A 24,592-nucleotide genomic window follows, 5' to 3' on the forward strand; every position below is an offset into this window, starting at 1 on the left:
CTCTCGGACGCTCGACCTATGGTCGAACTGGGAGATTATTAAAACCGGGAAGGGGTAAAAAACCCCTTCCCGGTTTTAATAACTCCCTAGAGAACAAATATCTCGAGGCCTTCGAGTCCAAAAAGTTACAAAGTCGAGTATAAACGTCTATCTCATTTATAGATAGTAGGTTAAAATTACATTAATCACAAAATACAGATCTTTTATTGCAGAATAAATGTGCTGAAGACATAATAAACTTTAACTATCCGGTTTTTATTGTTCAATATGACGACTCACCAAAAATTAACAAGTACTTTTGTTGTCTTAAATGATAAAGGTTTGCATACACGTCCGGCAACAGAGCTTGTGAAATGTGCATCCTCGTTCAAGGCGCATATTTCATTAATTTATCAGGAATTCACTGTAAATGCTAAATCGCTTTTGGGTATTTTAATGCTAGCTGCAGCGAGAGGGGCAAAAATTCGCGTTGAAGCAGAAGGCATTGATGCCGATACGGCAATTGAGGCTCTGACTGCTCTGGCTAAAAATAAGTTCCACGTTCAGTATTAATCAATTTTTGATGAATCCAGTAATTGTTAGGACCGAAAACAATATTTTCATTAAATGCTTCGTCAACTGCCCGCATGACCCCGGGAAATAAAGAGTTATAGTCATGTCCTGCGATCAATCCACCTGATCTGATCTTAGGTTGCCATAATGTAATATCTTGTTTTACGTAAGAATAGCTGTGATTGCCGTCAATAAGAATGAGATCAATGGGTTCGGCAATGAGATCGGACGCTTCTTGTGAAGTGTGTCGCATGATTGTTGTTTGAGGGTCATTTCCGAATAGAGAAATAACCATGTGATAGGCCTTTTCCATAACTTCTTTGTCTTGTGTAGGTGCTGCAGCCTCCTCATTTTTATAATCGGAATAAATTTCCCAAGGATCAATCAGATAGAGGTGCGCTTCCGGGAAAAGTTGCCTGAGATAGATAGAGGAAATACCCCGATAGACTCCAATTTCAGCAATCGTTTTAATTTTGACATTCCATAAGAGTGAGACCGTTTTTAAGAAAGCTATCGGATGGGGAAAATAGCTGCAGGAAAGCAGGTCGAGCCAAAATGGGTGATATGGGCTGATCTTTTCCATTGATTAATTTTCAACTTCGACTGTTTTGTCTAAAAGCTCTTTTGTGCAGAAGATAGGGATATTATTGTAAATAGCTAAAACTAGGCAGTCGCTTGGGCGTGCATCAATCTCTAATATCGTTTTTTTTGTTTTAGATTTATGTTCTAAAAAAAGTTTTGCAAAATAGATAGTATCTTGAACATCATAGATCAAAACTTGAAGGGGTTTGACATCTAAGCTATTTAATACTGAGTTGAGAAGTTCATGTGTCTTTGGGCGTTTTGAGGTTTCATCCGAGAGATAATCTTCAATGTCTTCTCCTACCTTTGGTTCAGTATAAATTGCAAATTTTTTTTCCTCGGCATCCAGTAAAAATAAAGTGTAGATATTGGATTGCATGATTTTGTGACATGAAAGGGGGATGAGTTCATTACTTGACATGACTATGACCTTTGATTGACTTGAACTTTTGTTTTACTCTTTAACTTGGATAGGTCATTATTCCAAGAGGAATTTTAAGAAATTCTTTTATAAGTTAGTTTTTTCTTCAACTTGGCCATTGTTTTTTCCAATTAAAACTCGATCGGCAAGGTGATAGAAGAGACCGGTTTCAATGACTCCCGGAATGGTGATCAATTGCATATGAAGAGATTGGGGATCGGGGATTTTTAGGAGAGGGTGCAAATCGTAAATATAGTTGCCACCATCAGTCAGATAAAATGTGTGATCGGATGAAGTGCGGATTTCACCTTTTAATCCGAGGGCATTGATTTTAAAAATGGTTGCAGTGTAGGCAAATGGGCAAATTTCTATCGGAAGCTTGCAAGCGCCGATAGAGTCAACACACTTTGACTCATCAACCACAACAATCATATGCCGGCTCGAAGAGGCAAGCATTTTCTCTCGGAGAAGCGCACCACCACCACCTTTAATCATGTTTTTATATCGATCGATTTCATCTGCACCATCAATCGTGATATCAAGTTCCGTAAATAGGTCATTTTTAATAGGAGTGATTTTTCCTTCAAGAGCTTGTTTGCGCGATTTCTCAGAACTGAATGCAGCTTGAATACATAGACCTTCTTCACATCTTTGAAGGAGGCGCTCAATAAAGTAATAGACTGTTGAGCCCGTTCCAATGCCTACTTTCATGTTATTCTGAATCAAATTAGCGGCTTGATAACCACAAGCTTTTTTTCCATCTTCGTTCAAAACAGCCCTCAAATATTAAAACTAGCATTGCTATTAGATATACCGTGAGTCATTTAAACTGGGAAGGGGTTTTTTACCCCTTCCCGGTTTAAATTATCTCCTAATCAGAGATTCTAAATATTTGAGTTTTTATAATCCTTTAGTTAAGATAAACTTTCCCTGACACTTGATGGAGGATTCGTGAATATCACATCTCAAAAAAATGATGTTATAGCTAAAGAAAGTGCAAAAACATTGAGAGATCGGCGTAAACTCATAGCCCGCTTTGAAGAAATTGACAAACAGGTGACAGATGAGGGTCTAAGACATGCGGCTATGCGTATTCGTGAGAGAATTAATCGATTAGCTCCATTGCGCGTTCCCTTAGGAAATAGTTTTGAAATGTTTGATGGAAATCAACATCCAAAGGAATTAAGTGAGCGGGTGAAAAAATTCGCAAGTGGCATTCGTCTTATGATGCCCATCGAAGATGGGAGTGACGAGGAAGTCAATGACGCATAATATTATTGATATTCTGATACAGCGCAAAGTGGTTGAAGATATGACTTCAACAGAGCTGAGAAAAATTTGCGCTAAACCCATTAAATTTTATCATGGAATTGATCCCACAGCTTCTTCACTCCATCTTGGAAATTTAGTTGGTTTGATTATGGCCTCTCGGTTTCAAAGATTAGGTCACAAGCCCTACATTTTAATCGGTGGTGGAACATCGCGCATTGGGGATCCTTCAGGGAAAAGTAAGGAGCGCCCTCTTTTAGGTGAAGAGCAAATTAGTGCTAATATTGAGGGGATTTCAAAGATATTACATCGCCTGCTTGATTTTTCTCATCCCACTGCTGCCCCCGTCATTGTTAATAACTTAGATTGGCTCAATGAGTATCGGCTCATTGATTTCTTACGCGATATTGGGAAGCATTTTAGAATGGGACCGATGCTCTCAAAAGAAAGTGTCAAACAGAGATTAAATTCTGATGAAGGCATTAGCTTTACCGAGTTTACTTATCAAGTTTTACAAGGGTATGATTTCTTGCATCTCTATCAAAAAGATGAGGTGATTTTACAAATTGGCGGCAGTGATCAATGGGGGAACATTACATCGGGATGTGAACTCGTGCGCAAATTATTGGGGGATTCGGTTTACGGAATGACGTATCCTCTTCTCACCCGCAGTGACGGTAAAAAATTTGGTAAAAGTGAAAAAGGTGCGGTTTGGCTTGATGAAGCGGCTACTTCCGTTTTTGATTTTTATCAGTATTTTATGCAGGTTCCTGATTTAGATGTCCCAAAATTGATGCGTAGTTTAACTTTCATGGATCGTGATGAGATCGATAGTATTGAAAAAGAGTTGTTAAGTGGTCAGTTTGTTCCTAATCAAGCCCAACAACGCCTAGCTGATGAGATGACAACGTTTATTCATGGTGAAGAAAAGCTTCACAAGGCGAGAAAAGTGACGGAAGTTGCTTCATTTGGTTCGGAAATGGATTTGACTTTGGATGTTCTTGAAGAAATTGCTAAAGATTTTCCAAAGGCTGATCTGAATCGTGAAGACGTTCTCAACAATAAATATGTGGATGTTGCTGTGAAGAGCGGTTTAATACAGAGCAAAGGAGAAGCTGCTCGCTTGATCAAAAATCAAGGCGCCTATCTCAATAATGCAAAAGTTGAAGATGTGCAAAGGATTATTCAAGCAAAAGATCTTGTAGGTGATAAGTACTTAGTCGTTGGATCGGGAAAAAAGAAGAAAATTCTTATCAGGGTTATCGATAAAATACATTGAATCACGAGCGGTATACTAGTATACCTTTTATTTTTTTTAAAAAGTACTTGTCTCAAAATCAATAAGATACAACAATGAAATTTTTAAAGTCAGAATGACTTAACACTTTTACTTAGACTAACAAGGGAGTTGTAATATGGCAACGATCACAAAGAAAAAACTGATTCAAGTGATCTCACAACAAAAAAGGGTTCATCCTAATGATGTGAGAAATGTGATTCAGGCTTTTCTAGATGTTATGACAGATTATTTGTCGAAAGGAGATCGCCTGGAATTTAGAGATTTTGGTGTTTTCGAAGTCGTAGAAAGAAAACAAAAAGTCGGGCGTAATCCAAAAAATGCAATGGTCCCTATTATTATTCCTGCAAGACCTGCGGTTAAATTTACTCCCGGTAAAAAAATGAAAAAGCTTATTGAAGATGGTCCTGCACAACAAAGTCTTAACTCATCTTCACCTTCTCATGTTGGCTAATGTTTAATTGCTAAAGTCCCCGACCTTATTTTGATCAGGTGAGAAAAGATGATCAAAATAAGCCGGCGGATTTTTGGAATTAGACACTAAGATTTAAGAAAGCAATTGATATGGTCACATGATGGGTTCTGTTATGTGACTATTTTTTACTCCATAAAATCAATTTGGATCCCAAAATATGGATATTGATCATGTGCTCGATAATGAGATTATCAACTCATCGACAACCATTCTTTCTCAGTCGTTACAAGAGGGGCATTGGATCCAATTTGAGAGGTTAATTGAAAAGAAAATTCATTCACTTGATGAATTTTCTGAATTTATCACCGATCTTTTGATTCATTTATTTAAAGAAAAAACACTCAAAGAGAATATAGCATGGAAACTCAATCAGAAATTGAGCGAGTTTATTCCGAAAGTTAAAAAAGAAAAGATTGAATTGTGCCGTGCACTGGTTCTACAGTTAGGCAATATTCAGTCAATCAGATGGCGAGCCCCATTAACGGAGCTTGGATTTCTTTTAATCGATCCTTATGAAAATTCCCCTGAGGGAGCGACTTTTGAGCTTCCTTATTTTATTCAGATGATGGGATTGATTTATGCCATGGGTCTGCTTTTTAAACATGAAGGATTATTGCTCGATGCGATGCAAATGGCTTTAGCCTCTTTGCATATCCTCAATCGAAAAGGGGATTTACCAATTGGTATCGGATGTCCTCCGGATTCTATTAACGAACAAGCTTTGCGATCGCTATACTCACATATTCTTTTTTCTATCTACCAAGTCATGAATGATAAAAGATTAGAAGAGATCATTAGACATTTAAAGCAGTATCTTGTGTTCGATCGGCGAGAAATGGATCCGTTAACGCTTTGTTTAATCGAGATCATTGATCATGAAAGAGAATTACCCCATTTACCCCCCACTACTATTTATCAAGAACACGATATAGGTTTTGTCAATCTATCCGATTTTAATATGAGTTTAATTATTGATTGTTTCGGTCGGAGAACGCCGCTGGCTTATATTGAGTTTAAAGACTTTGAATTTAGGGCTTTAGGTTTTCAATATGGCGCTCTGGGGGATATGAGGACCTTTGGAACGTTCAGAATGGAGGACAAAGAGGCGGAAGGTGGTCAAATCATTGAAAGAGAAGGGTTTACTAAATACTCCAATTGGACGCGCCTCATTGAGCCTTCTTCAACAATGGAAAAACCAATCCCGGGGCGTGTTTTTGTCGATTTTACTGCGATTAAAAGTGAAGATGAGCTAGAGATTAAGTCCCGGATCGTTGACTACGATATGTGCGATAAAATGCATTTTACACTGTATGTGAAAGGGGATCAGGTCACGATAAATAAAGGCCATATTTTAAATAAAAGGTCTTTAAAAAATTATTTAGGCCCATCCGGACATATTTTGATATCTAATGGTAATAGTCGTATAGAGCTGATTTCTAATTGTTTGCATGAAATGCAAGTCATTCCCCTTGAAGGAGAGCATTTTTTTTGGGGAGCTGATTTTCTTATTGCTTATGAAATAGGTGACATTGATAAGGCATATACTTGGAAAATAAGAGATTATAGGTAAAAATAACGGTTTATAGTAATAAAAACTTTAATTACTATAAACCAGTTATTGAATTTTATTATCATTTTAATTATAATTTTGTGCAATTTAGAGAGGTAATGGATGTCATTCCGAAGAATTCTGATGATCTTTGCTGTTTTAACAGTTGCCGTGATGGGGATTAGGGCAATGAAAAAAAATGGTCAGACAAAGAAGGTTCAAGAGACAGTTAGCACGGAACGCATTGAAATAGACGATCATCCTAAAGAGATGGATCCTGTTGTTTTAGATCATGATTCAATCCTAATTCGAAATGAGTCTGTGGCTGAAAAGGTTGACAGCGCTGTTTGCTATTCTCCTCTTGCTTTACAAAATGAAAATGACAGCGACATCGATTTGATTGAAAAGCTTTTTACAGTAGGCAAAGACAAACTTCCCATTGTAAAAACAATCACTTATACAAGCCGTGTCCCTTGGCTTAAAGGGCGTCCTGCATGGATTGCAGATTATGCCTCTCATTATGCGACTTCTCGCCATTTTATTGCGCGCAGCTTAAATCGAAATAGCGATTATTATACGCAAAAGGTCTCCCCCGGAGATAAATTTAACGTTCTTAATCCCGAAAAACCCATTAACTTTTATCTCCTTGTCGATCTTTCGACGCCAAAAATGTGGTTTTACTATGTCGATATCGACTCAAAAGAAAAAGTGCTTCTTAAAACATATCAGATTGGCGTCGGCACAATTCGGAATAATCAATGCGCAACACCTGTTGGGCGGTTCATTTTAGGAGATAAAATTGCGACTTATAAACCCGGAATGATGGGTTATTTTCAGAATGAAAAAATTGAAATGATTAAAGTTTTTGGCACTCGCTGGCTTCCTTTAAGGAATTTACCTAATGAAGAAGAGGCCCATATCAAAGGGTATGGTATTCATGGCTTGCCATGTGAGATTAGAGGGAAAAATCAAGAGTTTATTGAATATAGCCAGCTCATTGGCAAATACGATAGCGATGGGTGTATTCGAATGGCAAAGAATGATATTGAAGAACTTTTTAGCATTGTGATTACGAAGCCGACGATTGTAGAAATTACGGATGATTCGACGGAATTAAGAAAAAATGCTAAAAATATTCCTCCAATTATAGCATATAACCAATAGGATTTTAAGGATAGTTATGGGGTTTTGTTTAGATCACGAAAAGCAAATTCAAGATTTTGAAGAGACGCTAGACCGTTTGAAAAAACACCAAAAAAATCATGATCTTGCAGATAGCCAAGAGTTTAACCAATTGGAGAAAAAACTCATTGAGTTAAAAAACAAAGTATACTCAAAGCTGACTCCATGGGAAAGGGTTCTGATTTGCCGCCATCCCAATCGACCACATTCGATTGATTATATCAAAATGATCTGCTCTTCTTTTGAGGAACTTTATGGAGATCGCCTCTATCGCGATGATCAAGCCATTATTGGTGGATTTGCTGTGATAGGTGATCAGAAATTTGTTGTCATCGCTCAAGAAAAGGGGCACGACACTGAATCAAGGCTTAAACATAGCTTTGGAATGCCCCATCCGGAAGGGTATCGCAAAGCGCAGCGTTTGATGAAGCTTGCCGAAAAGTTTTCTCTCCCGGTGTTATGTCTGATCGACACTCCCGGAGCGCATCCGGGATTAGAGGCTGAAGAAAGAGGGCAGGGGAGAGCCATTGCCGATAATTTATTCGTCATGTCACGTCTCAAAACGCCCATTATCATCGCAATTATTGGAGAGGGGTGTTCAGGAGGGGCTCTTGGGATCGCTATTGGAGATCGCATCGGGATGCTTCAGCATTCTTATTATTCAGTCATTTCACCTGAGGGATGTGCTTCTATCTTATGGAAAGATGCCTCTAAAAAGTCCGAAGCCGCGGCTGCTTTAAAAATGCATGTTGAAGATTTACAGCAATTTGGTATCGTCGATGAAATGATTCCCGAGCCACTGGGCGGTGCCCATCACGATCAAAAACAAACAGCTGAAAATCTCAAAACGTTTGTACTTTCTCAACTCTCTGAACTTCAGAAAATAGCTTCTGAGAATCTTTTAGAAGAGAGATATAAGAAGTTTCGCAAACTTGGAGAATTCCACAGCTTGCTTGATATTTAATTTCAGTGTTTAATTTTTTTCTTTTGTTTTGCTTTTTCTTGAAGCTGTTTCAACGTCTTTTTAGCTGACTCATTGAGATCTATAATTGGCATGGGATAGGTTTCTCCCAGAATGATTTTAGCTTTTTTCAAAACGGCAGCAGGCGCTTTATGAGGCGCGTGAATATATTTAGAGGGGAGCTTTTTGAGCTCGGGAATCCAAGTTTTAATATATTCGCCATCCGGGTCCGTTTTTTTGCTTTGTTGCTCGACGTGGTATGTTTTTAAAAAGGGCTCAAAGCGATTTCCACATTGAGCACTGAATTGCCAATTAAAGAGATTATTGGCGATATCAGCATCAAACAGATTTTTAAAGAACCAGTGTTCCCCTTCTTCCCGATGTATTTTCAGATCTTTAACAAGGAAAGATGCGGTGAGGAGTCGCGCTTGTGTAGGCATCCAACCCATTTCAAGGAGTTGGCGCATTGCCGCGTCAACAATGGGAAATCCGGTGATGCCTTTTTTCCATGCATTGAAATAATAGGTGTTTTCTGTCCAATGGAAGGGAGTCTCTTCATGTTCAAGCGGATTTTTTTTCATTTCATATTGATGATAGAGTAAATAATAGGCAAATTCTCGCAATGCAAGGTCTTTAATAAAGGCTTCAAGTTGTCGCTCAATTCCTTTAATCTTAGATCGATTGATATGAGCGTTGCATGCATCAATGATTTGATAGGGGCCGATTTCGCCAAAATGTAGGTAAGCGGAGAGCTCTGAAGAACAGGGTTTCCCAAGATATTGTCGATGTTCAATATAGTGATTTACTTTCGTTTTGAGGAAGTGATTTAATTTTTTTTGGGCATGGGTCTCATTGACTTTCCAATGTTTTTTTATATGTTCGTTCCAATGATAGGAAGAGGGTAAGTTGAGATCTTCAATATCAAGGCTTGATACTGAAGAGGAAAATCGTTCTATTTTCGGCAGGGGATAAAGCGCTCTTGGTGAATATTTGTGATTAATGGCATTCCAAAACGGAGTGAAGTGGTTGATAAAGGTTCCATTTGAATTTTTAATTGCATCAGGGTGAGCAATTAAATTGCCATGGAAGTGCTGAATAAGAGTGCCATGCTCTTCACATAAATAACGAAGATCCTGTGCGTTTTTTAGATCATGGTGTTCATACACATCATTGTAATATATGGCATAGGGTTTTGCTTCTTTAATGATTTCATGAAAAATTTTCTTGGGGGAGCCCTTTTTAATCACCAAAGAGAGATTGAGATTCTCTAGCGAGGCTTTGAGTTCAATGAGTGAGTGGTAGAGCCAAACGCGATGGGCATCAGCCTGAGTATACAAAGAATCTTCATCATAGATATAGACGAGAAGAATGGGATAACCGCTTTTTGAAGCTTCATATAGTGCTTGGTTATCTTTTAATCGCAAATCATTGCGAAACCAATGAATGACATACGACATTGTATTGCCTCAATGCTTCAGTTTATTTTGGTATATATTCCTAATAAAAATAATTGCAAATATTTTTATTGTTTGGTTTTTATATACCGGAAGTGATTCAAGAGTTGGAATTTTTAGAAGCCGGCGATGCGCGCTGGTCGATCGGTCAAAATCGATATTGTAATTGTACAATTACCGAATCGCTGTTATGATGCATAGCGCATAAAAGATTGAAGTGATATGAGACTGTTATTTAAAGCGGCAATTCGAGTCAAAGAGCATGTGATATGGCTCGTGATGATGCTCGTAACGCTATTTCTTCTAGTGATGGCAAGTAGTGTCGAAGTTGTTTCCCTTGGTGTATTAACAAGTTCCGGTGCCGATTTTTTTACTTTGTTCCACCCTAAACAGACCAATAAGTCGATTGAGCAATTATCAAGAGTAGAGGTTGAGGAGAGGTGGAATGATGTTTCTAAGGGAAAAGATGTCATTACTAAAGATGATGCGAGTCGTTTTTTAAGTAAAAATGATAGCAATCGCATGGGGCGCATTCTGCAGCGCATTAAAACTCACTTAAAAGTAGAGAAGGGGAGTTTTCATAAGCTCGTTATCATGTTGATATTGGTTGCGCTGTTTAAGGCAGTATTTCTTTTTTTCAGTCGTTATACAGCTCAAATTTTATCAATTAAGGTCTCCAAACAACTCAGACAAGATTATTTTGAGCACATTCAAAGTCTCCCGATGAGTTTTTACCATGAATATAATATTGGATCGCTTTCTTCACGTGTTGCAAGTGATGCAACGCAAATTGCCAGATCTCTCAATTCTTGCATTACCAACTATATTCTAACGCCCTTTACGGTTGTTCTTTCGCTAACGGGGTGTTTTTACTCATCTTGGCAACTCTCCTTAGTTGTTTTTGTCGGTTTGCCACTGATTATTTTACCTATGATTATGATCACCAGAAAAGTGCGACAAATCACGCGGCAGCTTCAAAAAAATCAAGAAAATTTCTCATCTGTTCTGATTGATTTTCTATCGGGTATTCAAACGGTAAAAGTGTTTGGAATGGAGCGATTTTCGCTCAAAAAATATAAAGAACAAAATGATCAGATGGCGCATTTTGAAGCAAAAACCGCTAAGTATGATTTATTAGTCAGACCCATTTTACATACGATCACAACGTTTTGTTTAGCAGCCGTTTTAATTTTTGGTTTATATGTCTTAAAGCTTACAATTGCCGAGTTGATAGTTTTTTGCGGGATTTTAAATCAATTTTATGAGCCGATCCGTAAGTTTGCTGATGAGAATTCCAATATCCAGAAGGGGGTTGTTGCTGCTGAGCGTCTCGATGAGGTGATGCAAATTAAGCCTCTGATTGAAGATAAAAGCGATGCCGTTCCCCTTGTCAACTTCCGCGATAAGATCGAGTTTAAAAATGTTTGGTTTGGCTATGAGGACAAATGGATTTTAAAAGATGTGAGTTTTACGATTCATAAGGGAGAAACCATTGCAATCGTCGGACATACGGGGTCCGGAAAATCCACGATTTTGCAGCTCTTGCCCCGTCTTTATGATGTTCAAAAGGGAGAGATTTTAATCGATGGGATCAATATCATCCATTACACTCAGGCTTCTCTTAGAGAACAAATAGCCTTTGTCCCTCAAAAGCCATTTTTATTCTTTGATACGGTTTTAGAAAATATTGCATATGGGAAAGGCTTCCCTAGAGAGCGGATTGTCGATGCGGCAAAAAAGGCATATGCACATGACTTTATCATTAAGCTGCCAAAGGCATATGATACGCATCTGGCAGAAACGGGCAAGAATTTATCCGGTGGTCAGCAACAACGCCTCGCGGTAGCTAGGGCGTTAGCTAAGCAAGCTCCTATTCTCGTTTTAGATGAGGCGACATCTTCATTAGATTCAGTCAGTGAAGATCGGATTAAAACGGCGATTGTTGATCTTTACGGCAATGTCACTCAAATTATTGTGGCTCATAGACTGACAACCATTGAACATGCCGATCGGATTATTTTCATTGAAGATGGTGTCAAAATCGCTGAGGGATCAAAAGATCAGCTTCTCGAAACATGTCCCCCCTTCAAACAGCTTTGGGATATGCATTTTCATATGGGGAAATCGGCCGCTCGAGAGATCCTAACGGGGATTTAACCACCCGGTTAATAGACCCGGTGGGGATGGATCAATTGATAGCCCGCTTCTTTTAGTTTCTGATTTGAAACGCGTTTGAGGTGACTGTGGGGTGTTGTTTCATGAGAAAAGAGCGGTGCGGGAAGTTGGTAGAGTTTTGTAAGTTTAGCGTAGAGTTGACTGCGCTCTATGTGATCATCATCGACTAGATTGTAAATTCCATTGAGATCATGATTAAGTGAAAATTCAATCGCTGAGCAAATATCATCGATATGGATCATATTGGTTGGGCTCTTCGGATTAAGAGGGAGAGGGTTTTTTGAATATCTTTCAATTTTCTTTTTTAACGAGCGTTCATCCCCATAAATTTCACCCAATCTGAAAATACATACCCTGCGATGAGAGGAGTGTAAAGAAAGGAGGATCTCTTCCGTTTCAGAGAGATATTTTCCTCTCGCATGAGGGGTGTGAATCAGCGGCGAAGTTTCTGTAACCCAGCCTCCTTCATTTTCTGCGTATACACCGGTAGATGAGGTATAAATGATTTGCCTGACAGATGAAGTGTTTTGAAGAATTTCAGCAAAATTTTTTGCGGTATCAACATAAGTTGTCTGATAGCTATCGGTTGTTTTAGGGGCCATTGTTAGGATTAAAACATCTTGATTTTCAATCCATTCCGCAATTTTTTCCCGATCACAACCTTTTAGAATAGCAATATCTTGGGAGAATTTCGAAAGTTGCTCAACTCTGTTTAAAGAAGTTGTCGATAGTGTTAGATGGTGGCTTTTGAGGGTTTGTGCAACGGCTTGTCCTACAAATCCACATCCGAAAATAGCAATTGACTTCTTATGAAATTGCAAGAAGCCCCAGTTTTTCTAAAGAAGTTTTAAGGTTTGTATTTTCACTCTTTTCAAGAGCACCGGATTGTCCAAGCCATTTGAGATATCCCTGTGGGAGTTTTTCAAGTGGGGTTCCTTTATGTTTTCCAAAGGGCATTTGAATGAGATCCGGTTCTTTTTCACTTAGACATTCTATCACTGTTTCAATGGAAAGATCTCCAATCATGAGCGAAAAAATCTGATGGAGCATGATAACGTCATCAAGGGCGCGGTGGGCGTTGTTTTTATCAATTCCAAAGACTTCACGCAAATATTGCAGCGAATGGCGGGGGAGATCGGGGCGGTATTTGCGAGCCCATTTCAAAGTGTCAATAAATTGATAAGAAGGGAGGATCAAATCATGGCGTTTACTTTCGTTGCGCAAGAAATGAACATCAAAATTATCATTATTATGAGCTATGAGGACGCAGTCAGTTCCACAAAAATCAAAAAAGGCCTTTCCGACTTCTCCAAAATCAGGTGAATCTTTAACCATGTCATCTGTGATGTTTGTGATTTGACTTGATTCAAGGGGAATTGGCATACCCGGATTGACTAAACTGACGAATGTTTTATTGAGCGTTGCGTCGTAGGCAGCAATTTCAGTGATGCGATCCTTATCCGATTTAACACCTGTTGTTTCCGTATCGTAGTAAATAGTCCTAAGAGGCATACGTCTTCTCCTTTTGGATAACTATACCTGCAAATTGTAAAGTAGTCTATAAAAGATAGGCTTTGATTTTTTTCCATTCTCTAATATAAAGTGATTATACGCATAATCTTTTTGAGATCACAAAAATTGCAATATGGCAAAAATTAAATATCACCTATTTGAGAGCAATAAAGAGGAGATCATTCAAGAAATTGGAAAAGATCGTCTGATTGAAGTTCTCAAAAAAATGCTCTTGATTCGAAATTTTGAAACAAGAGCCGAATCTGCTTATCAACATGGTAAAATTGGTGGGTTTTTTCATTCTTATATTGGGCAAGAGGCAATTGGCACTGCGGCTGTAGAAGCCCTTGGAATCGATCATTGGTATTTGACGACTTATCGTTGCCATGGCCTTGCTTTACTACATGATGAGCCTCCCAAAGAGCTGATGGCTGAGCTCTATGGAAAAGTGACGGGAAATGCCAAGGGAAGGGGAGGGTCTATGCACCTCTTTTCTAAGAATTTGCTCGGTGGTTTTGGGATTGTCGGTGGGCATTTGCCACTGGTGGCGGGCGCCGCCTTTTCGGCAAAGTACCAAGGTCAAAAAGATAAAATTGCAATTGGTTTTTTAGGCGATGGTGCCGTCGTTCAAGGGACTTTTCATGAAACACTTAATTTAGCGACGCTTTGGTCCTTACCTTCGGTTTTTGTTGTTGAAAACAATCAATGGGGAATGGGAACGGCCGTTTCAAGAGCCGTATGCCATCAACCGATTGCAGAGTCTTTTGCTAAAGCTTATGGTATTAAGGGGTATACGATTGATGGGATGGACTTCTTTAACTGCTTTGCTTGTTTTAAGCAGGTGTTAGAAGAGGTAAGATCCTCGTCTAAACCTGTTTTGATTGAAGCCTTGACTGAGCGATTTAAAGGCCATTCGGTTTCAGATCCGGGCCTTTATCGGTCTAAAGATGAGTTGCAAAAGGCGATGGAAAAAGATCCGCTTCATCGACTGGCAGGTGAGCTTATTGATGCCAAAATCATCACTCAGGAAGAGGTAGATCATTTCAATCAAGAGATAAAACAAATTGTAATTGATGCCATGGCTTTTGCAGATGAGAGCCCCCTTCCGGATCCACTGACTCTTGAAGAAGACGTATATGCATAAAGGAAAAGGTAATGGAAAAGCAAACTGTCGATCTTAGAGAGGCTTTAAGGCAAGCCATTGATGAAGAGATGACGCGCGATGACACGGTCTTTGTTCTTGGAGAAGAGGTCGCTGAATATAATGGCGCTTATAAGGTCACTAAGGGCATGCTCGATAAATGGGGTTCCGGGCGCATTTTAGATACACCGATTTCTGAAAATGGGTTTACCGGGCTGGCGATTGGAGCTGCAATGACGGGACTTCGCCCGATTGTTGAATTTATGAGTTTTAACTTCTCTTTTGTTGCGGCTGATCAACTGATTTCCAATGCTTGCAAGATGTATTACATGTCGGGGGGGCGTTTTAAAGTGCCCATCGTTTTTAGAGGATGCAATGGGGCTGCGGCTCAAGTTTCTTCTCAGCACTCGCATTGTGTGGAAGCTCTCTATGGTAATCTACCCGGATTTATTGTCATTGCGCCATCAAACCCCTATGATGCTAAAGGGCTTCTTAAATCGGCTATTCGCAATGACAACCCCGTTATCTTTTTAGAAAATGAGCTCTGTTATGGAGATAAAATGGAAATCCCAACAGCAGAGTATACTGTTGAGATTGGTAAGGGAAAGATTGTGCGAGAGGGAACCCATCTCACCCTTGTTTCGTATTCGAGAATGCTTCAATTTTGTGAAAAAGCAGCGCAGGAGCTTGCTAAAGAGGGCATTAGCATTGAGGTGATCGATCTAAGAACTATTAAACCCCTTGATATCCCCCTTGTGATCCAATCGGTTAAAAAAACTAGGCGTTGTGTTGTCGTTGAAGAGGGACATTTCTTTGCCGGTATTTGTGCCGAAGTCGGATTCGAAGTGATGGAGCACTGTTTTGACTATCTCGATGCTCCGATTGCCCGCGTTTGTCAAAGAGAAACGCCCATGCCATATGCTAAAAATATGGAGCTTGAAACCGTTCCAAATATCCAAAGAATTATCGCAGCCATTAGACAAACACTAAAATAGGGGAAAACGCATGCCGTTCACTGTGACTATGCCTAAACTCTCACCGACAATGACTTCAGGTCAGATTGTCAAATGGTATAAAAAAGAAGGCGATCTCATTAAAGAGGGCGATGTTTTAATCGAAGTGGCAACAGATAAAGCGACTGTTGAGTATACGGCTCTTGATGATGGATATTTGCGAAAAATTCTCATTCCTGACGGCGGAGAAGCCCGAGTAAATCAACCGATTGCCGTGTTTACCGCAAGTGAGTCGGAGTCGATTGAGGGATACCGTCCTGAGGGGGAAATGCCTGCCCCATCCCCACAAAAAGAAGAGGCAAAATCCGACAGTGAAGCACCGGAAAAACAAACACCGGCTCCCGTAGCTCAAGCAATTGGGGAACCTGTTTTTGCTCCGATGCCCCCACTACAAAATTATACATTCGAATTTCCCACAGGTATGCAAAATGAGCGCGTTTTAGCTTCGCCTTCAGCAAAGCGCACTGCTGAAGATCGAAATATTGACCTTTCAACGATTAAGGGCTCAGGTCCTAACGGTCGAGTTGTCATGCGTGATTTAGAAGGTGTTGAAGGGGGGCATGTAGGATTTCACTCAAGACGATTACCAACACGTCCACCGGGTTCATATACTGATGTGCCTTTGACTCCAATGAGGAAAGCGATTGGAAAACGGTTGCAAGAATCAAAGATGTTTATCCCTCATTTTTATGTACGCGATGAAATTGTTGTTGATTCACTTGTCGAAGCGCGCGAGCAATTAAAGAAGGGTGGAATCAAAATCACCTATAATGATTTTGTGATTCGAGCAACAGCTTTAGCACTGAAAGAGCATCCGATCATCAATAGTGGATTTGATAATCAGAAAAACGTCATTATTCAATTTGATACGATTGATGTTGCCATTGCCGTCAGCATAAATGGGGGATTGATTACCCCAATTATTCGTCATACCGATTACAAAAATGTGAGTCAAATCTCTCATGAAGTAAAAGAACTCGTCGCCCTAGCCCGTAAACAAAAACTCACCCCTGAGCAATATCAAGGGGGGAGCTTTACTATTTCTAATTTGGGAATGTTCGGAATCCAAGACTTCCAAGCGATTATTAATCCTCCCCAGGCAGCGATTTTAGCTGTCGGTGGGATTATCAATAAGCCCATTGTCAATCATCAAGGAATGATTCAAGCGGGAAAAACCCTTAGTGTTTGGCTCTCAGTAGATCATCGCGTGATTGATGGGGCTGAAGCAGCTGCTTTTCTCGTCACATTAAAAAAATATCTTAACAACCCATCTATTTTATTGATTTAGCCTCTTATTTATGCTATAATTGTGCTTTTAAAAATCTTCTTGGGGAATTGGTATGAAAAAATGGTTGTTTGGTTTAGCGACACTATTATTCAGTTTTAAAGCTTTTGCAGCGCTTCCTCCTCATCAAGAAATGGCAAGACAGATCAATGCCATTTTAAGTTCATCTGAGATTTCTGAAAAATGTCCTCAAGGAATTAGAGGCATTGAGTCGACAATTGACGGTGGATATATGATTACAACAAATGATGGATTTAAAATGAGAGTCGATGTGATTGGATTGCCTTCAGATGGAACTCTTGGTCCTAAAAAATTCAAGCTTCGTTTTCACGAGCTAGATAGCGTTGTAACGAGATTATAAAAGTTCCAACTCTTGAATTACTCCCAGTATAGATCTTTATTTTTCTATTTTATAAGTTGATTTTTTTTTAATTCAAAGCTACTAACTAGTTTTTGGACTTAGCCCTTAAAACTTACAGTTTAGTATAGGTTTGAATGAAAAGAAAAAAAATCTCATCGCTTATTCTTATCATAATTATAATTGCGATAGGATTAACTTCTTTTTTCTTTTTTCGAGATCATAGCAATTCAGATGAAATCACTCTGTATGGAAATGTTGATGTGCGTCAAGTCGATATTGCATTTCGCGTAAGTGGACAGGTGACGCAGCTCTTTTTTGAAGAGGGCGATCGGGTGAATGCAGGTGATTTGATGTGCAGACTTGATCCAACTCCATATAACAGCCAACTCCAGGAAGCAGTCAGCGCCAAAGAGGCTATCATTGCAAATCTAGCAAATGCAGAAGTGATGCTGGATCGGCGCAAAGAACTGATTGGCATTGGAGCCGTATCGCAAGAAGATCTCGATAATGCACAAGCCAATCGCGATCAATTGTGCGCTAATTTGATGCAATCCAATGCGGCAATATCAGTAGCTCAGGACAATCTAGATTATACTCAGGCTAGAGCACCGACAGATGGGATTATTCTCACACGTATTCGAGAGCCGGGCACTGTAGTGAATCCTGCTGATCCCGTATATACATTGTCTGTGAGCTCACCGGTTTGGATCCGGGCTTTTGTCAATGAGCCCCATCTCGGTGATGTCTATTATGGGATGGAGGCAAAAGTTTACACGGACAACGGGCGTGAATATACGGGGAAAATCGGATTTATTTCACCGGTTGCGGAATTTACACCAAAGACAGTTGAGTCGGTTCAACTCCGAACGGATCTTGTGTATCGATTGAGAATATATGTCGATAATCCCGATATGAGTCTTGTTCAGGGAATGCCTGTGACAGTCAAACTATATATAGGGAGTTCAACGTGAGTGACGCTATTGCATCCATTCACGATCTGACAAAATCATTTAATTCACATCGACCTGCCTTAAAAAAGATCAATGCAGAAATCCTCAAGGGTAAGATCACAGGACTTGTCGGACCCGATGGAGCCGGAAAAACAACGCTCATTCGTTTGATTGCAGGGCTTCTCACCCCTACTGAGGGACAAATTCTGGTTGAGGGATATGATACGATCCGCGATAGCGAATCGATTCATTACCTCACAGGGTATATGCCTCAGAAATTCGGTTTATATGATGAGCTCTCCGTAGCTCAAAATCTCAATCTTTATGCTGATCTTAAAAATGTCATTGGTGAGGAAAAAAAGGCCGTTTGTGAAAAACTGCTTCGTTTTACCGGTCTTACTGAATATACATCGCGCTTGGCAGGGAATTTATCGGGTGGAATGAAGCAAAAACTCGGTCTTGCATGTACGCTGATTAAAAAACCTGATCTGTTGCTTTTAGATGAACCTAGTGTTGGGGTTGATCCCATTTCAAGAAGAGAGCTTTGGGAAATGGTTGGGCAACTGCTGGGTGAGGGCATTTCCGTTCTATGGAGTACGGCATATCTGGATGAGGCAGAGCAATGTGATCGGGTGATATTGCTCAATGAAGGGGAGCTCTTATATCATGGAGATCCTAAGGAGCTAACCCAAACAATGCAAGGGCGCACTATTCATATTACCGATATCGAAGGGGATCGGCGCAAACTCCTCTTTGAGCTGCTCAAAGACTCAAATGTCATCGATGGGGTGATTCAGGGCCGGGATTTAAGAATTGTTCTTCGCAAAGAAGGAAAGCTTTCCTCTCATGTGCAAATGGTTGAAGCGCACCCGAGATTTGAAGATGCCTTTATCGATATTTTAGGTGGGGGACCCGGAGGTACATCTAAACTCGCTGAAGCTATGCCCGAGTGTGGTGAATGCAATTCAGAAACAATTGTTGCGGAAAAATTAACAAAAAAATTTGGGAGTTTTACGGCGACAAATGAGATTTCACTCTCTGTAAAACAGGGCGAAATTTTTGGACTATTAGGGCCAAATGGAGCAGGGAAGACAACAACATTTAAGATGCTATGCGGTCTTTTAAAGCCCACATCGGGAAAGGCCTTTGTCAATCATCTCGATCTTCAAAAAGCACCCGGTGTTGCCCGCTCGCGTATCGGATATATGGCTCAAAAATTTTCGCTCTATGGCAATTTAAGTGTACGACAAAATCTCGATTTTTTTTCAGGGATATATAATTTAAAAAACCATGAAAGGCGCGAAGCAATCGATCAGATGATCGAAATCTTTAATTTAGAGCCTTATTTGTCCTCATCGGCGGAGATGCTTCCGCTCGGTTTTAAGCAAAGGCTGAGTTTAGCCTGTGCAACGATGCATCGTCCGAGTGTTCTTTTTCTCGATGAGCCAACATCCGGTGTCGACCCCATTACGCGACGAGAGTTTTGGAATCATATCAATGGCCTAGTTTCTAAAGGTGTGACGATTTTAATCACGACACATTTTATGGATGAAGCCGAATATTGCGATCGAATTGCCCTTGTCTATCGAGGTCAAGTGATCAGCATGGACACGCCCAATGCTCTTAAAGATCAAATCCACTCAGAGCAGAATCCCAATCCCACCTTAGAAGATGCCTTTGTTCAAATGATCGAAGAACACGATCGACAAAGGGTCATAAAATGATTAAAAATGACATTTCCAACCAATTGATCAATGTTCAAAAAAATGGGAAAATGCGGCGTATTCGGGCCCTTTTAAAAAAAGAATTCATTCAAGTTTTTCGCGATCCCAGTAGCATTTTAATTACGGTTTTTCTCCCTTTATTATTGATCTTTCTATATGGATCGGGTGTTTCTCTTGATTTAGATCATTTGAGGATGGGTCTTGTTATGGAAGATAGCTCTCCCGATGCACAGAGCTTTGTTGAATCTCTACAAGGATCGCGCTATTTTGACTTGAAAATCTCGCGTCATCGGAAGGACATTGTTGATGATCTCATGAAAGGGAGTATTCGAGGCTTTTTTGTGATTCCTTCATATTTTTCTCAATTTCGCAGCCGACCCGATACAATTGCTCCCATTCAGATCATTGCGGATGGAAGTGAAACAAATACGGCTAATTTCGTTCAAAATTATGCAGAAGGAACCATTCAAAATTGGCGTGCTCAGCAGCTTTATACACAAGGGCTAGTTCAAGAGCAGCTTCCCGTGATCAGTATGCAACCCCGCTTTTGGTATAATGAAAAACTCGAGAGCCGCTATTTTCTTTTATCGGGATCACTCGCCATTATTATGACGCTTACGGGTTCTTTATTAACGGCTCTTGTTGTTGCGCGTGAGTGGGAGCGGGGGACAATGGAGGCCCTCATGTCAACGACTGCAAGTGCCTTTGAACTCGTCATTGCTAAAATTATCCCCTATTTTATTCTGGGGATGATTTCAATGGCGATTTGCGTGATTATTTCTGTCTTCATCTATGATATTCCACTCAGGGGTTCATTTTTACTTCTCACTTTAGTCTCCGCTCTTTTTTTGCTTTGCTCACTTGGTCTTGGACTGATGATTTCAACTCTAGCTCGGAATCAAGTTTTTGCATATCAAGTGACTTTGATTGTCGCTTTTTTGCCGGCTTATATGTTATCGGGATTCCTGTTTGAGATTTACAGCATGCCTCAGTGGATACAATATCTCACATATATCATTCCCGCGAAGTATTTCGTGCAAAGTTTACAGACATTATTTTTAGTCGGTAATGTTTGGACGTTGATTTTATATGATATGGTTCCAATCGTTGTCATTGGACTTGTTTTCTTTCTGATCACTGCATCTAAAACTGTGAAGAGGCTCGATTGAATCGGATTATTGTATTGATTTGGAAAGAGCTTTTGGCTGTGTTAAGAGATGCTAAAGTGAGGATTTCAATTTTAGGCCCTCCCATTTTACAGCTCTTTATTTTTACATTTGCAGCGACACTCGATGTGAAAAATGTGCCGATAGGAATTCTTAATCGCGATAATGGGGAGCAAGGATTTGAGCTTGTCGAGCGGTTTATGGGAAGTAAAACGTTTAATGATCGCATTTATTTTTTGAAGGGCGTAGAGGAGATTGCCCCGTTTATTGATCATCAAAAAGGGGTGATGGTTGTTTCTATTGACCAACAGTTTTCGCGTAATTTAGATGAAGGCAAACCGGCGACGGTTCAATTGATTCTGGATGGGCGTAAGACAAATACGGCCCAAATTTTAGCCGGGTATACCGGCGAAATTATTAATCAGTTTAATCGGGATTATCGCAAAATCGTACAAAAAGTTGAGTTGGTTCCACGTACTTGGTTTAATCCCAATCGCATTTACTATTGGTATAACATTCCTTGTTTGGTTGCTATTTTAGCAATGCTTACCTGTCTTGTTGTAACAACCCAATCAGTGGCAAGAGAACGAGAGCTAGGTACCTTTGATCAATTACTTGTCTCACCATTGATCCCTTATGAGATCTTGATTGGAAAAATTGTGCCGGGGATTATCATAGGGCTTTTAGAGGGATTATTAATGCTTGCGATCGGGACACTCGTTTTTGGCGTTCCTTTCACCGGATCATTTTTTCTCTATTTTTTGAGTCTTTTTATTTTCGTGAGTTCCATTAGTGGTGTCGGACTCTTTATTTCTTCTCTCTCTTCAACTCAGCAACAAGCAATGCTCGGTACCTTCATTTTTATTCTTCCTTCCGTCTTGCTTGCAGGATATGCGACTCCAATTGAAAATATGCCAACATGGCTTCAACCCGTGACATATTTAATCCCTTTGAAATATATGTTAATTATCTCAAAAGGTTTGTTCTTGAAGGCGCTGCCGGCGAGAATCGTATTTGAACATATTTGGCCCCTACTCATTATTTCGGTAGTTAATTTTGTGGGGGCGGGTCTCTTTTTTAGGAGAAGATTGCAGTGAGAAAAAAGATAAAATCATATTTATTGATTGTCAGTATAGTATTTCTATCCGGTTGCATGGTAGGGCCTAATTATAAGAAACCCGAGTCGCAAATATCAGGGCAGTGGGCATCGATTTGCGATGATGATGCTATGGCATCTCAGACGCCTATTATTCAATGGTGGGAACAACTCGAAGATCCTCTACTCAATCAATATATGGATTTGGCAGCACAATATAATCGCGATGTATTAGCTGCAACTGAGCGTATTTTACAAGCAAGGGGACTCAGGCAGATGGATGCTTCTTCTTTCTGGCCTCAAATCGGAGTCGATCTCAATGCAACAAAAACCTATTTTAGCAAAAATGGGCCGATTTTTGCCATTGGTCCGAGTGTTGGAAATGTTCCCGGTACGCTATCAAGCTCAACGGGACTGCCCTTTACACTTCAAACACCTCAAATTCAAAGTTTATATAATGTCCTTTTTGACGCAACTTGGGAGATTGATCTCTTTGGAAAAACGCGTAGAAAGGTAGAGGCTGCCAATGCATTTATTGAGAGCAATATCGAGCAAAGAAATGATGTGCTCATCACTGTTTTAGCTGAAATTGGCCGTAATTATATTGAGTTGAGAGGATCTCAAGAAAGAGCGGAGCTTATTTTGGATGAGATCGAATTAATTAAGCAAAAGGCTCAACTTTTTGAGAGACAGTTTGAGGTGGGACGTATAGGCCGTCTTGATATTGAAAATATCCGTGCCCGGCTCGCAACTGAACGGTCTAAATTGCCCGATATTTATGCACAGATTTATCAAAGCATTTATGCGATTTCAGTCTTAACAGGGTCATATCCGGAAAAGCTTCTTGCCGAACTCCTTCCCTATCAACCGCTTCCAAAATTTCCCGGGAATGTGACGGTTGGGCTTCAATCGGATCTTCTGCGCCGACGCCCTGACGTGCGAAGAGCGGAAAGAGAGCTTGCAATGGCCACTGCAAATGAGGGGGTTGCCGTTGCAGAATTTTTCCCGACATTCACACTTGTCGGGGATGGGGGGCTTCAATCGCTGGCTCTTAAGAATCTGTTTTCATTGGGAAGCAAAACGTGGGCTATCGGTGGAGATATGAATATGCCGATTTTTATGGGGGGTAAACTCAAAGGCAATCTCAGTGCAAAAAGAGCGGCAACGGCAGCTATTGCACACACCTATCAGCAGACGATCCTCAGGGCCATTGAAGAGGCTGAGAGTGTAATTATTTCTTATACTCAGGATCTTAACGCTCTTTATGAGAGAGAAATGTCAACAAGTCATTATCAAGCTAGCACCCGCTTAAGCGATGAGAGATTTCAAAAGGGGCTTGTTAGTCTTATTGATGTTATCAATGCCAAGTCTAATCTTAATGCCTCTGAGCAAGAACTCCTCAATACCGATATGAAGACGCTACTTGATACGGTTCTCCTATATAAGGTGCTAGGTGGAGGATGGGAGCAATATTTTCCCGAACCAAAGCATAAATAATTAGATTACAACCACTTACGTTTTTGGAATACCATGTAGGCGAGAATCGAAACAATCGAAATAAAGAGCATAATATAAAGAAAGGCAAAGGGGCTGCGACTAATGGGGAGATCGACGTTCATACCATATAAACTGGCGACCATTGTTGGGATATTAAGGATGATCGTAAGAGCTGTTAAGAGTTTAATCGTTTTATTGAGCTGATTTGTGAAAATGATTTGAAATGAATCCCTTAGAGAGCGGATCGATCGTAAAATCACAGTACAGAGTTCCTCGGATTGCATTGAGGCATTGAGTAAATCCTCAAGGAGGTCTTGGTCTTTTTCTTGTAGGAAAGTATAGCGACCCGAAGAAATAGCCTGATAAACATTGCGCAAGGGGAGTAAGGAGGAGAGGTATTGATTGAGGTTTTCCTCGGAAATGGTCAGAGAGGTGATATCTTCGCTATCCACTTCATTGAGGGCTTTTTCCTTTTGAAGGACGCTGGATCGAATTTTTTTAATTTCAATTGTAAACTCTTGAGTGATGCGCAGTAGCATATGAATCAGAAGTTTAGATGTATTAGCTGTTGCAATTTTGGGCCTTTGAGAAATAAATCGATCAATGAGATTACTGCGGTGGGGACAGACTGTAATAAAGTAGTCTTTGGTTAGAATAATGGTAAGAGTCGTTGTTTGAAGGCCGATTTCTTGTGTCGAGGGGTGGCGAGTAAATATTAGGATATTTTGATCCAGTCTCTCGATACGAGGAATTTCATACTTATCAAGACAGTCGTGAATATCGCTATAGTCACATCCAATATATTTTGCGAGCTTCATTACATCAGATGTCGTCGCTGAATCGACATGAATCCAGCAACCTTCAGTAGGTTCATCGATCGTATGAAAGGTCTCTTCAAACTCATCTTTGTAATAAATGGTGATCATTCAG

The 24,592-nt window shown here is 40.1% G+C and carries 24 protein-coding genes; 17 read left to right on the forward strand and 7 right to left on the reverse strand.

Annotated elements, in window-relative coordinates:
* Positions 1 to 267 precede the first annotated feature (267 nt).
* Entirely contained in the window at positions 268 to 552 is a 285-nt protein-coding gene (locus K9M07_03600) for an HPr family phosphocarrier protein (GenBank protein MCF7852310.1), read from the forward strand.
* On the opposite strand, the gene K9M07_03605 is transcribed toward K9M07_03600, so the two are convergent.
* The 3 genes from K9M07_03605 to rpiA all read right to left on the reverse strand — a co-directional run bounded on the left by K9M07_03605 (position 524) and on the right by rpiA (position 2,326).
* Positions 524 to 1,135: a class I SAM-dependent methyltransferase gene (locus K9M07_03605; protein MCF7852311.1), complete on the reverse strand. Its 612-nt coding sequence runs from the start codon at positions 1,133 to 1,135 to the stop codon at positions 524 to 526. The genes K9M07_03600 and K9M07_03605 overlap by 29 nt on opposite strands.
* A gap of 3 nt (positions 1,136 to 1,138) precedes the next feature.
* Positions 1,139 to 1,555 (reverse strand): bifunctional nuclease family protein, encoded by a 417-nt coding sequence (locus K9M07_03610; protein ID MCF7852312.1) that lies wholly within the window; start codon positions 1,553 to 1,555, stop codon positions 1,139 to 1,141.
* Between the two features lie 87 nt (positions 1,556 to 1,642).
* Positions 1,643 to 2,326, reverse strand: coding sequence for a ribose 5-phosphate isomerase A (gene rpiA, locus K9M07_03615; protein MCF7852313.1), 684 nt, complete (start codon positions 2,324 to 2,326; stop codon positions 1,643 to 1,645).
* Positions 2,327 to 2,506: 180 nt separating this feature from the next.
* Here rpiA and K9M07_03620 point away from each other — a divergent pair, with 180 nt between their 5' ends.
* The 6 genes from K9M07_03620 (at position 2,507) to K9M07_03645 (ending at position 8,291) form a co-directional block, all read left to right on the forward strand.
* Positions 2,507 to 2,827, forward strand: coding sequence for a hypothetical protein (locus K9M07_03620; protein ID MCF7852314.1), 321 nt, complete (start codon positions 2,507 to 2,509; stop codon positions 2,825 to 2,827).
* Positions 2,817 to 4,103 carry a tyrosine--tRNA ligase gene (gene tyrS / locus K9M07_03625; protein ID MCF7852315.1) on the forward strand — a complete coding sequence of 429 codons (1,287 nt, stop codon included), beginning with the start codon at positions 2,817 to 2,819 and terminating at the stop codon, positions 4,101 to 4,103. The genes K9M07_03620 and tyrS overlap by 11 nt, the downstream gene beginning before the upstream one ends.
* Positions 4,104 to 4,239: 136 nt before the next feature.
* On the forward strand, positions 4,240 to 4,575 hold the full coding sequence (locus tag K9M07_03630; GenBank protein ID MCF7852316.1) for an HU family DNA-binding protein: 336 nt from the start codon (positions 4,240 to 4,242) through the stop codon (positions 4,573 to 4,575).
* 178 nt (positions 4,576 to 4,753) lie between these two features.
* A complete protein-coding gene (locus tag K9M07_03635; GenBank protein ID MCF7852317.1) occupies positions 4,754 to 6,166 on the forward strand; it encodes a hypothetical protein in 1,413 nt (470 codons plus the stop codon).
* Between the two features lie 102 nt (positions 6,167 to 6,268).
* The gene (locus tag K9M07_03640) at positions 6,269 to 7,309 is read left to right on the forward strand and encodes a L,D-transpeptidase (protein MCF7852318.1); all 1,041 of its coding nucleotides are present in this window, start codon (positions 6,269 to 6,271) and stop codon (positions 7,307 to 7,309) included.
* 16 nt (positions 7,310 to 7,325) lie between these two features.
* Entirely contained in the window at positions 7,326 to 8,291 is a 966-nt protein-coding gene (locus K9M07_03645; protein ID MCF7852319.1) for an acetyl-CoA carboxylase carboxyltransferase subunit alpha, read from the forward strand.
* A gap of 2 nt (positions 8,292 to 8,293) precedes the next feature.
* Here the strand turns inward: K9M07_03645 and K9M07_03650 are convergent, their stop codons facing one another.
* Positions 8,294 to 9,745 carry a DNA photolyase family protein gene (locus K9M07_03650; GenBank protein ID MCF7852320.1) on the reverse strand — a complete coding sequence of 484 codons (1,452 nt, stop codon included), beginning with the start codon at positions 9,743 to 9,745 and terminating at the stop codon, positions 8,294 to 8,296.
* A gap of 219 nt (positions 9,746 to 9,964) precedes the next feature.
* Between K9M07_03650 and K9M07_03655 the strand changes: the two genes are divergently transcribed.
* A complete protein-coding gene (locus tag K9M07_03655; protein MCF7852321.1) occupies positions 9,965 to 11,899 on the forward strand; it encodes an ABC transporter ATP-binding protein/permease in 1,935 nt (644 codons plus the stop codon).
* Between the two features lie 8 nt (positions 11,900 to 11,907).
* Here the strand turns inward: K9M07_03655 and K9M07_03660 are convergent, their stop codons facing one another.
* Both K9M07_03660 and K9M07_03665 read right to left on the reverse strand, forming a co-directional pair.
* The gene (locus K9M07_03660; protein MCF7852322.1) at positions 11,908 to 12,738 is read right to left on the reverse strand and encodes an SDR family oxidoreductase; all 831 of its coding nucleotides are present in this window, start codon (positions 12,736 to 12,738) and stop codon (positions 11,908 to 11,910) included.
* Positions 12,725 to 13,429 carry a DUF3820 family protein gene (locus tag K9M07_03665; protein ID MCF7852323.1) on the reverse strand — a complete coding sequence of 235 codons (705 nt, stop codon included), beginning with the start codon at positions 13,427 to 13,429 and terminating at the stop codon, positions 12,725 to 12,727. Before K9M07_03665 ends, K9M07_03660 begins: the two co-directional genes overlap by 14 nt.
* A gap of 133 nt (positions 13,430 to 13,562) precedes the next feature.
* On the opposite strand from K9M07_03665, the gene pdhA reads away from it, so the two are divergent.
* From pdhA to K9M07_03710, 9 genes are all read left to right on the forward strand, one after another.
* Complete coding sequence (pdhA, locus tag K9M07_03670; protein MCF7852324.1) at positions 13,563 to 14,573, forward strand: pyruvate dehydrogenase (acetyl-transferring) E1 component subunit alpha; 1,011 nt, start codon at positions 13,563 to 13,565, stop codon at positions 14,571 to 14,573.
* An 11-nt stretch (positions 14,574 to 14,584) separates the two neighbouring features.
* A complete protein-coding gene (locus tag K9M07_03675) occupies positions 14,585 to 15,565 on the forward strand; it encodes a pyruvate dehydrogenase complex E1 component subunit beta (GenBank protein ID MCF7852325.1) in 981 nt (326 codons plus the stop codon).
* 10 nt (positions 15,566 to 15,575) lie between these two features.
* Positions 15,576 to 16,871 (forward strand): pyruvate dehydrogenase complex dihydrolipoamide acetyltransferase, encoded by a 1,296-nt coding sequence (locus tag K9M07_03680; protein MCF7852326.1) that lies wholly within the window; start codon positions 15,576 to 15,578, stop codon positions 16,869 to 16,871.
* A 52-nt stretch (positions 16,872 to 16,923) separates the two neighbouring features.
* On the forward strand, positions 16,924 to 17,229 hold the full coding sequence (locus K9M07_03685; protein ID MCF7852327.1) for a hypothetical protein: 306 nt from the start codon (positions 16,924 to 16,926) through the stop codon (positions 17,227 to 17,229).
* 134 nt (positions 17,230 to 17,363) lie between these two features.
* Positions 17,364 to 18,200 (forward strand): efflux RND transporter periplasmic adaptor subunit, encoded by an 837-nt coding sequence (locus K9M07_03690; protein MCF7852328.1) that lies wholly within the window; start codon positions 17,364 to 17,366, stop codon positions 18,198 to 18,200.
* Entirely contained in the window at positions 18,197 to 19,903 is a 1,707-nt protein-coding gene (locus tag K9M07_03695; GenBank protein MCF7852329.1) for an ATP-binding cassette domain-containing protein, read from the forward strand. Before K9M07_03690 ends, K9M07_03695 begins: the two co-directional genes overlap by 4 nt.
* Positions 19,900 to 21,072 carry an ABC transporter permease gene (locus K9M07_03700; protein MCF7852330.1) on the forward strand — a complete coding sequence of 391 codons (1,173 nt, stop codon included), beginning with the start codon at positions 19,900 to 19,902 and terminating at the stop codon, positions 21,070 to 21,072. The genes K9M07_03695 and K9M07_03700 overlap by 4 nt, the downstream gene beginning before the upstream one ends.
* A complete protein-coding gene (locus K9M07_03705) occupies positions 21,069 to 22,166 on the forward strand; it encodes an ABC transporter permease (protein MCF7852331.1) in 1,098 nt (365 codons plus the stop codon). Before K9M07_03700 ends, K9M07_03705 begins: the two co-directional genes overlap by 4 nt.
* On the forward strand, positions 22,163 to 23,662 hold the full coding sequence (locus tag K9M07_03710; GenBank protein ID MCF7852332.1) for an efflux transporter outer membrane subunit: 1,500 nt from the start codon (positions 22,163 to 22,165) through the stop codon (positions 23,660 to 23,662). Before K9M07_03705 ends, K9M07_03710 begins: the two co-directional genes overlap by 4 nt.
* Before the next feature lie 5 nt (positions 23,663 to 23,667).
* Here K9M07_03710 and K9M07_03715 read toward each other — a convergent pair whose 3' ends face one another.
* Positions 23,668 to 24,588 carry a magnesium transporter CorA family protein gene (locus K9M07_03715; protein ID MCF7852333.1) on the reverse strand — a complete coding sequence of 307 codons (921 nt, stop codon included), beginning with the start codon at positions 24,586 to 24,588 and terminating at the stop codon, positions 23,668 to 23,670.
* Positions 24,589 to 24,592: the final 4 nt, after the last annotated feature.

It is taken from the genome of Simkaniaceae bacterium (genome assembly GCA_021734805.1).
Lineage (GTDB): Bacteria > Chlamydiota > Chlamydiia > Chlamydiales > JACRBE01 > Amphritriteisimkania.

What these genes read in the sequence shown, in the direction of transcription:
- K9M07_03600 (MCF7852310.1), top strand. Translation starts at nt 268, where the DNA reads ATGACGACTCACCAAAAATTAACAAGTACTTTTGTTGTCTTAAATGAT.
- K9M07_03605 (MCF7852311.1), bottom strand. Translation starts at nt 1,135, where the DNA reads ATGGAAAAGATCAGCCCATATCACCCATTTTGGCTCGACCTGCTTTCC.
- K9M07_03610 (MCF7852312.1), bottom strand. Translation starts at nt 1,555, where the DNA reads ATGTCAAGTAATGAACTCATCCCCCTTTCATGTCACAAAATCATGCAA.
- tyrS (MCF7852315.1), top strand. Translation starts at nt 2,817, where the DNA reads ATGACGCATAATATTATTGATATTCTGATACAGCGCAAAGTGGTTGAA.
- K9M07_03630 (MCF7852316.1), top strand. Translation starts at nt 4,240, where the DNA reads ATGGCAACGATCACAAAGAAAAAACTGATTCAAGTGATCTCACAACAA.
- K9M07_03635 (MCF7852317.1), top strand. Translation starts at nt 4,754, where the DNA reads ATGGATATTGATCATGTGCTCGATAATGAGATTATCAACTCATCGACA.
- K9M07_03640 (MCF7852318.1), top strand. Translation starts at nt 6,269, where the DNA reads ATGTCATTCCGAAGAATTCTGATGATCTTTGCTGTTTTAACAGTTGCC.
- K9M07_03645 (MCF7852319.1), top strand. Translation starts at nt 7,326, where the DNA reads ATGGGGTTTTGTTTAGATCACGAAAAGCAAATTCAAGATTTTGAAGAG.
- K9M07_03650 (MCF7852320.1), bottom strand. Translation starts at nt 9,745, where the DNA reads ATGTCGTATGTCATTCATTGGTTTCGCAATGATTTGCGATTAAAAGAT.
- K9M07_03655 (MCF7852321.1), top strand. Translation starts at nt 9,965, where the DNA reads ATGAGACTGTTATTTAAAGCGGCAATTCGAGTCAAAGAGCATGTGATA.
- K9M07_03665 (MCF7852323.1), bottom strand. Translation starts at nt 13,429, where the DNA reads ATGCCTCTTAGGACTATTTACTACGATACGGAAACAACAGGTGTTAAA.
- pdhA (MCF7852324.1), top strand. Translation starts at nt 13,563, where the DNA reads ATGGCAAAAATTAAATATCACCTATTTGAGAGCAATAAAGAGGAGATC.
- K9M07_03675 (MCF7852325.1), top strand. Translation starts at nt 14,585, where the DNA reads ATGGAAAAGCAAACTGTCGATCTTAGAGAGGCTTTAAGGCAAGCCATT.
- K9M07_03680 (MCF7852326.1), top strand. Translation starts at nt 15,576, where the DNA reads ATGCCGTTCACTGTGACTATGCCTAAACTCTCACCGACAATGACTTCA.
- K9M07_03685 (MCF7852327.1), top strand. Translation starts at nt 16,924, where the DNA reads ATGAAAAAATGGTTGTTTGGTTTAGCGACACTATTATTCAGTTTTAAA.
- K9M07_03690 (MCF7852328.1), top strand. Translation starts at nt 17,364, where the DNA reads ATGAAAAGAAAAAAAATCTCATCGCTTATTCTTATCATAATTATAATT.
- K9M07_03700 (MCF7852330.1), top strand. Translation starts at nt 19,900, where the DNA reads ATGATTAAAAATGACATTTCCAACCAATTGATCAATGTTCAAAAAAAT.
- K9M07_03715 (MCF7852333.1), bottom strand. Translation starts at nt 24,588, where the DNA reads ATGATCACCATTTATTACAAAGATGAGTTTGAAGAGACCTTTCATACG.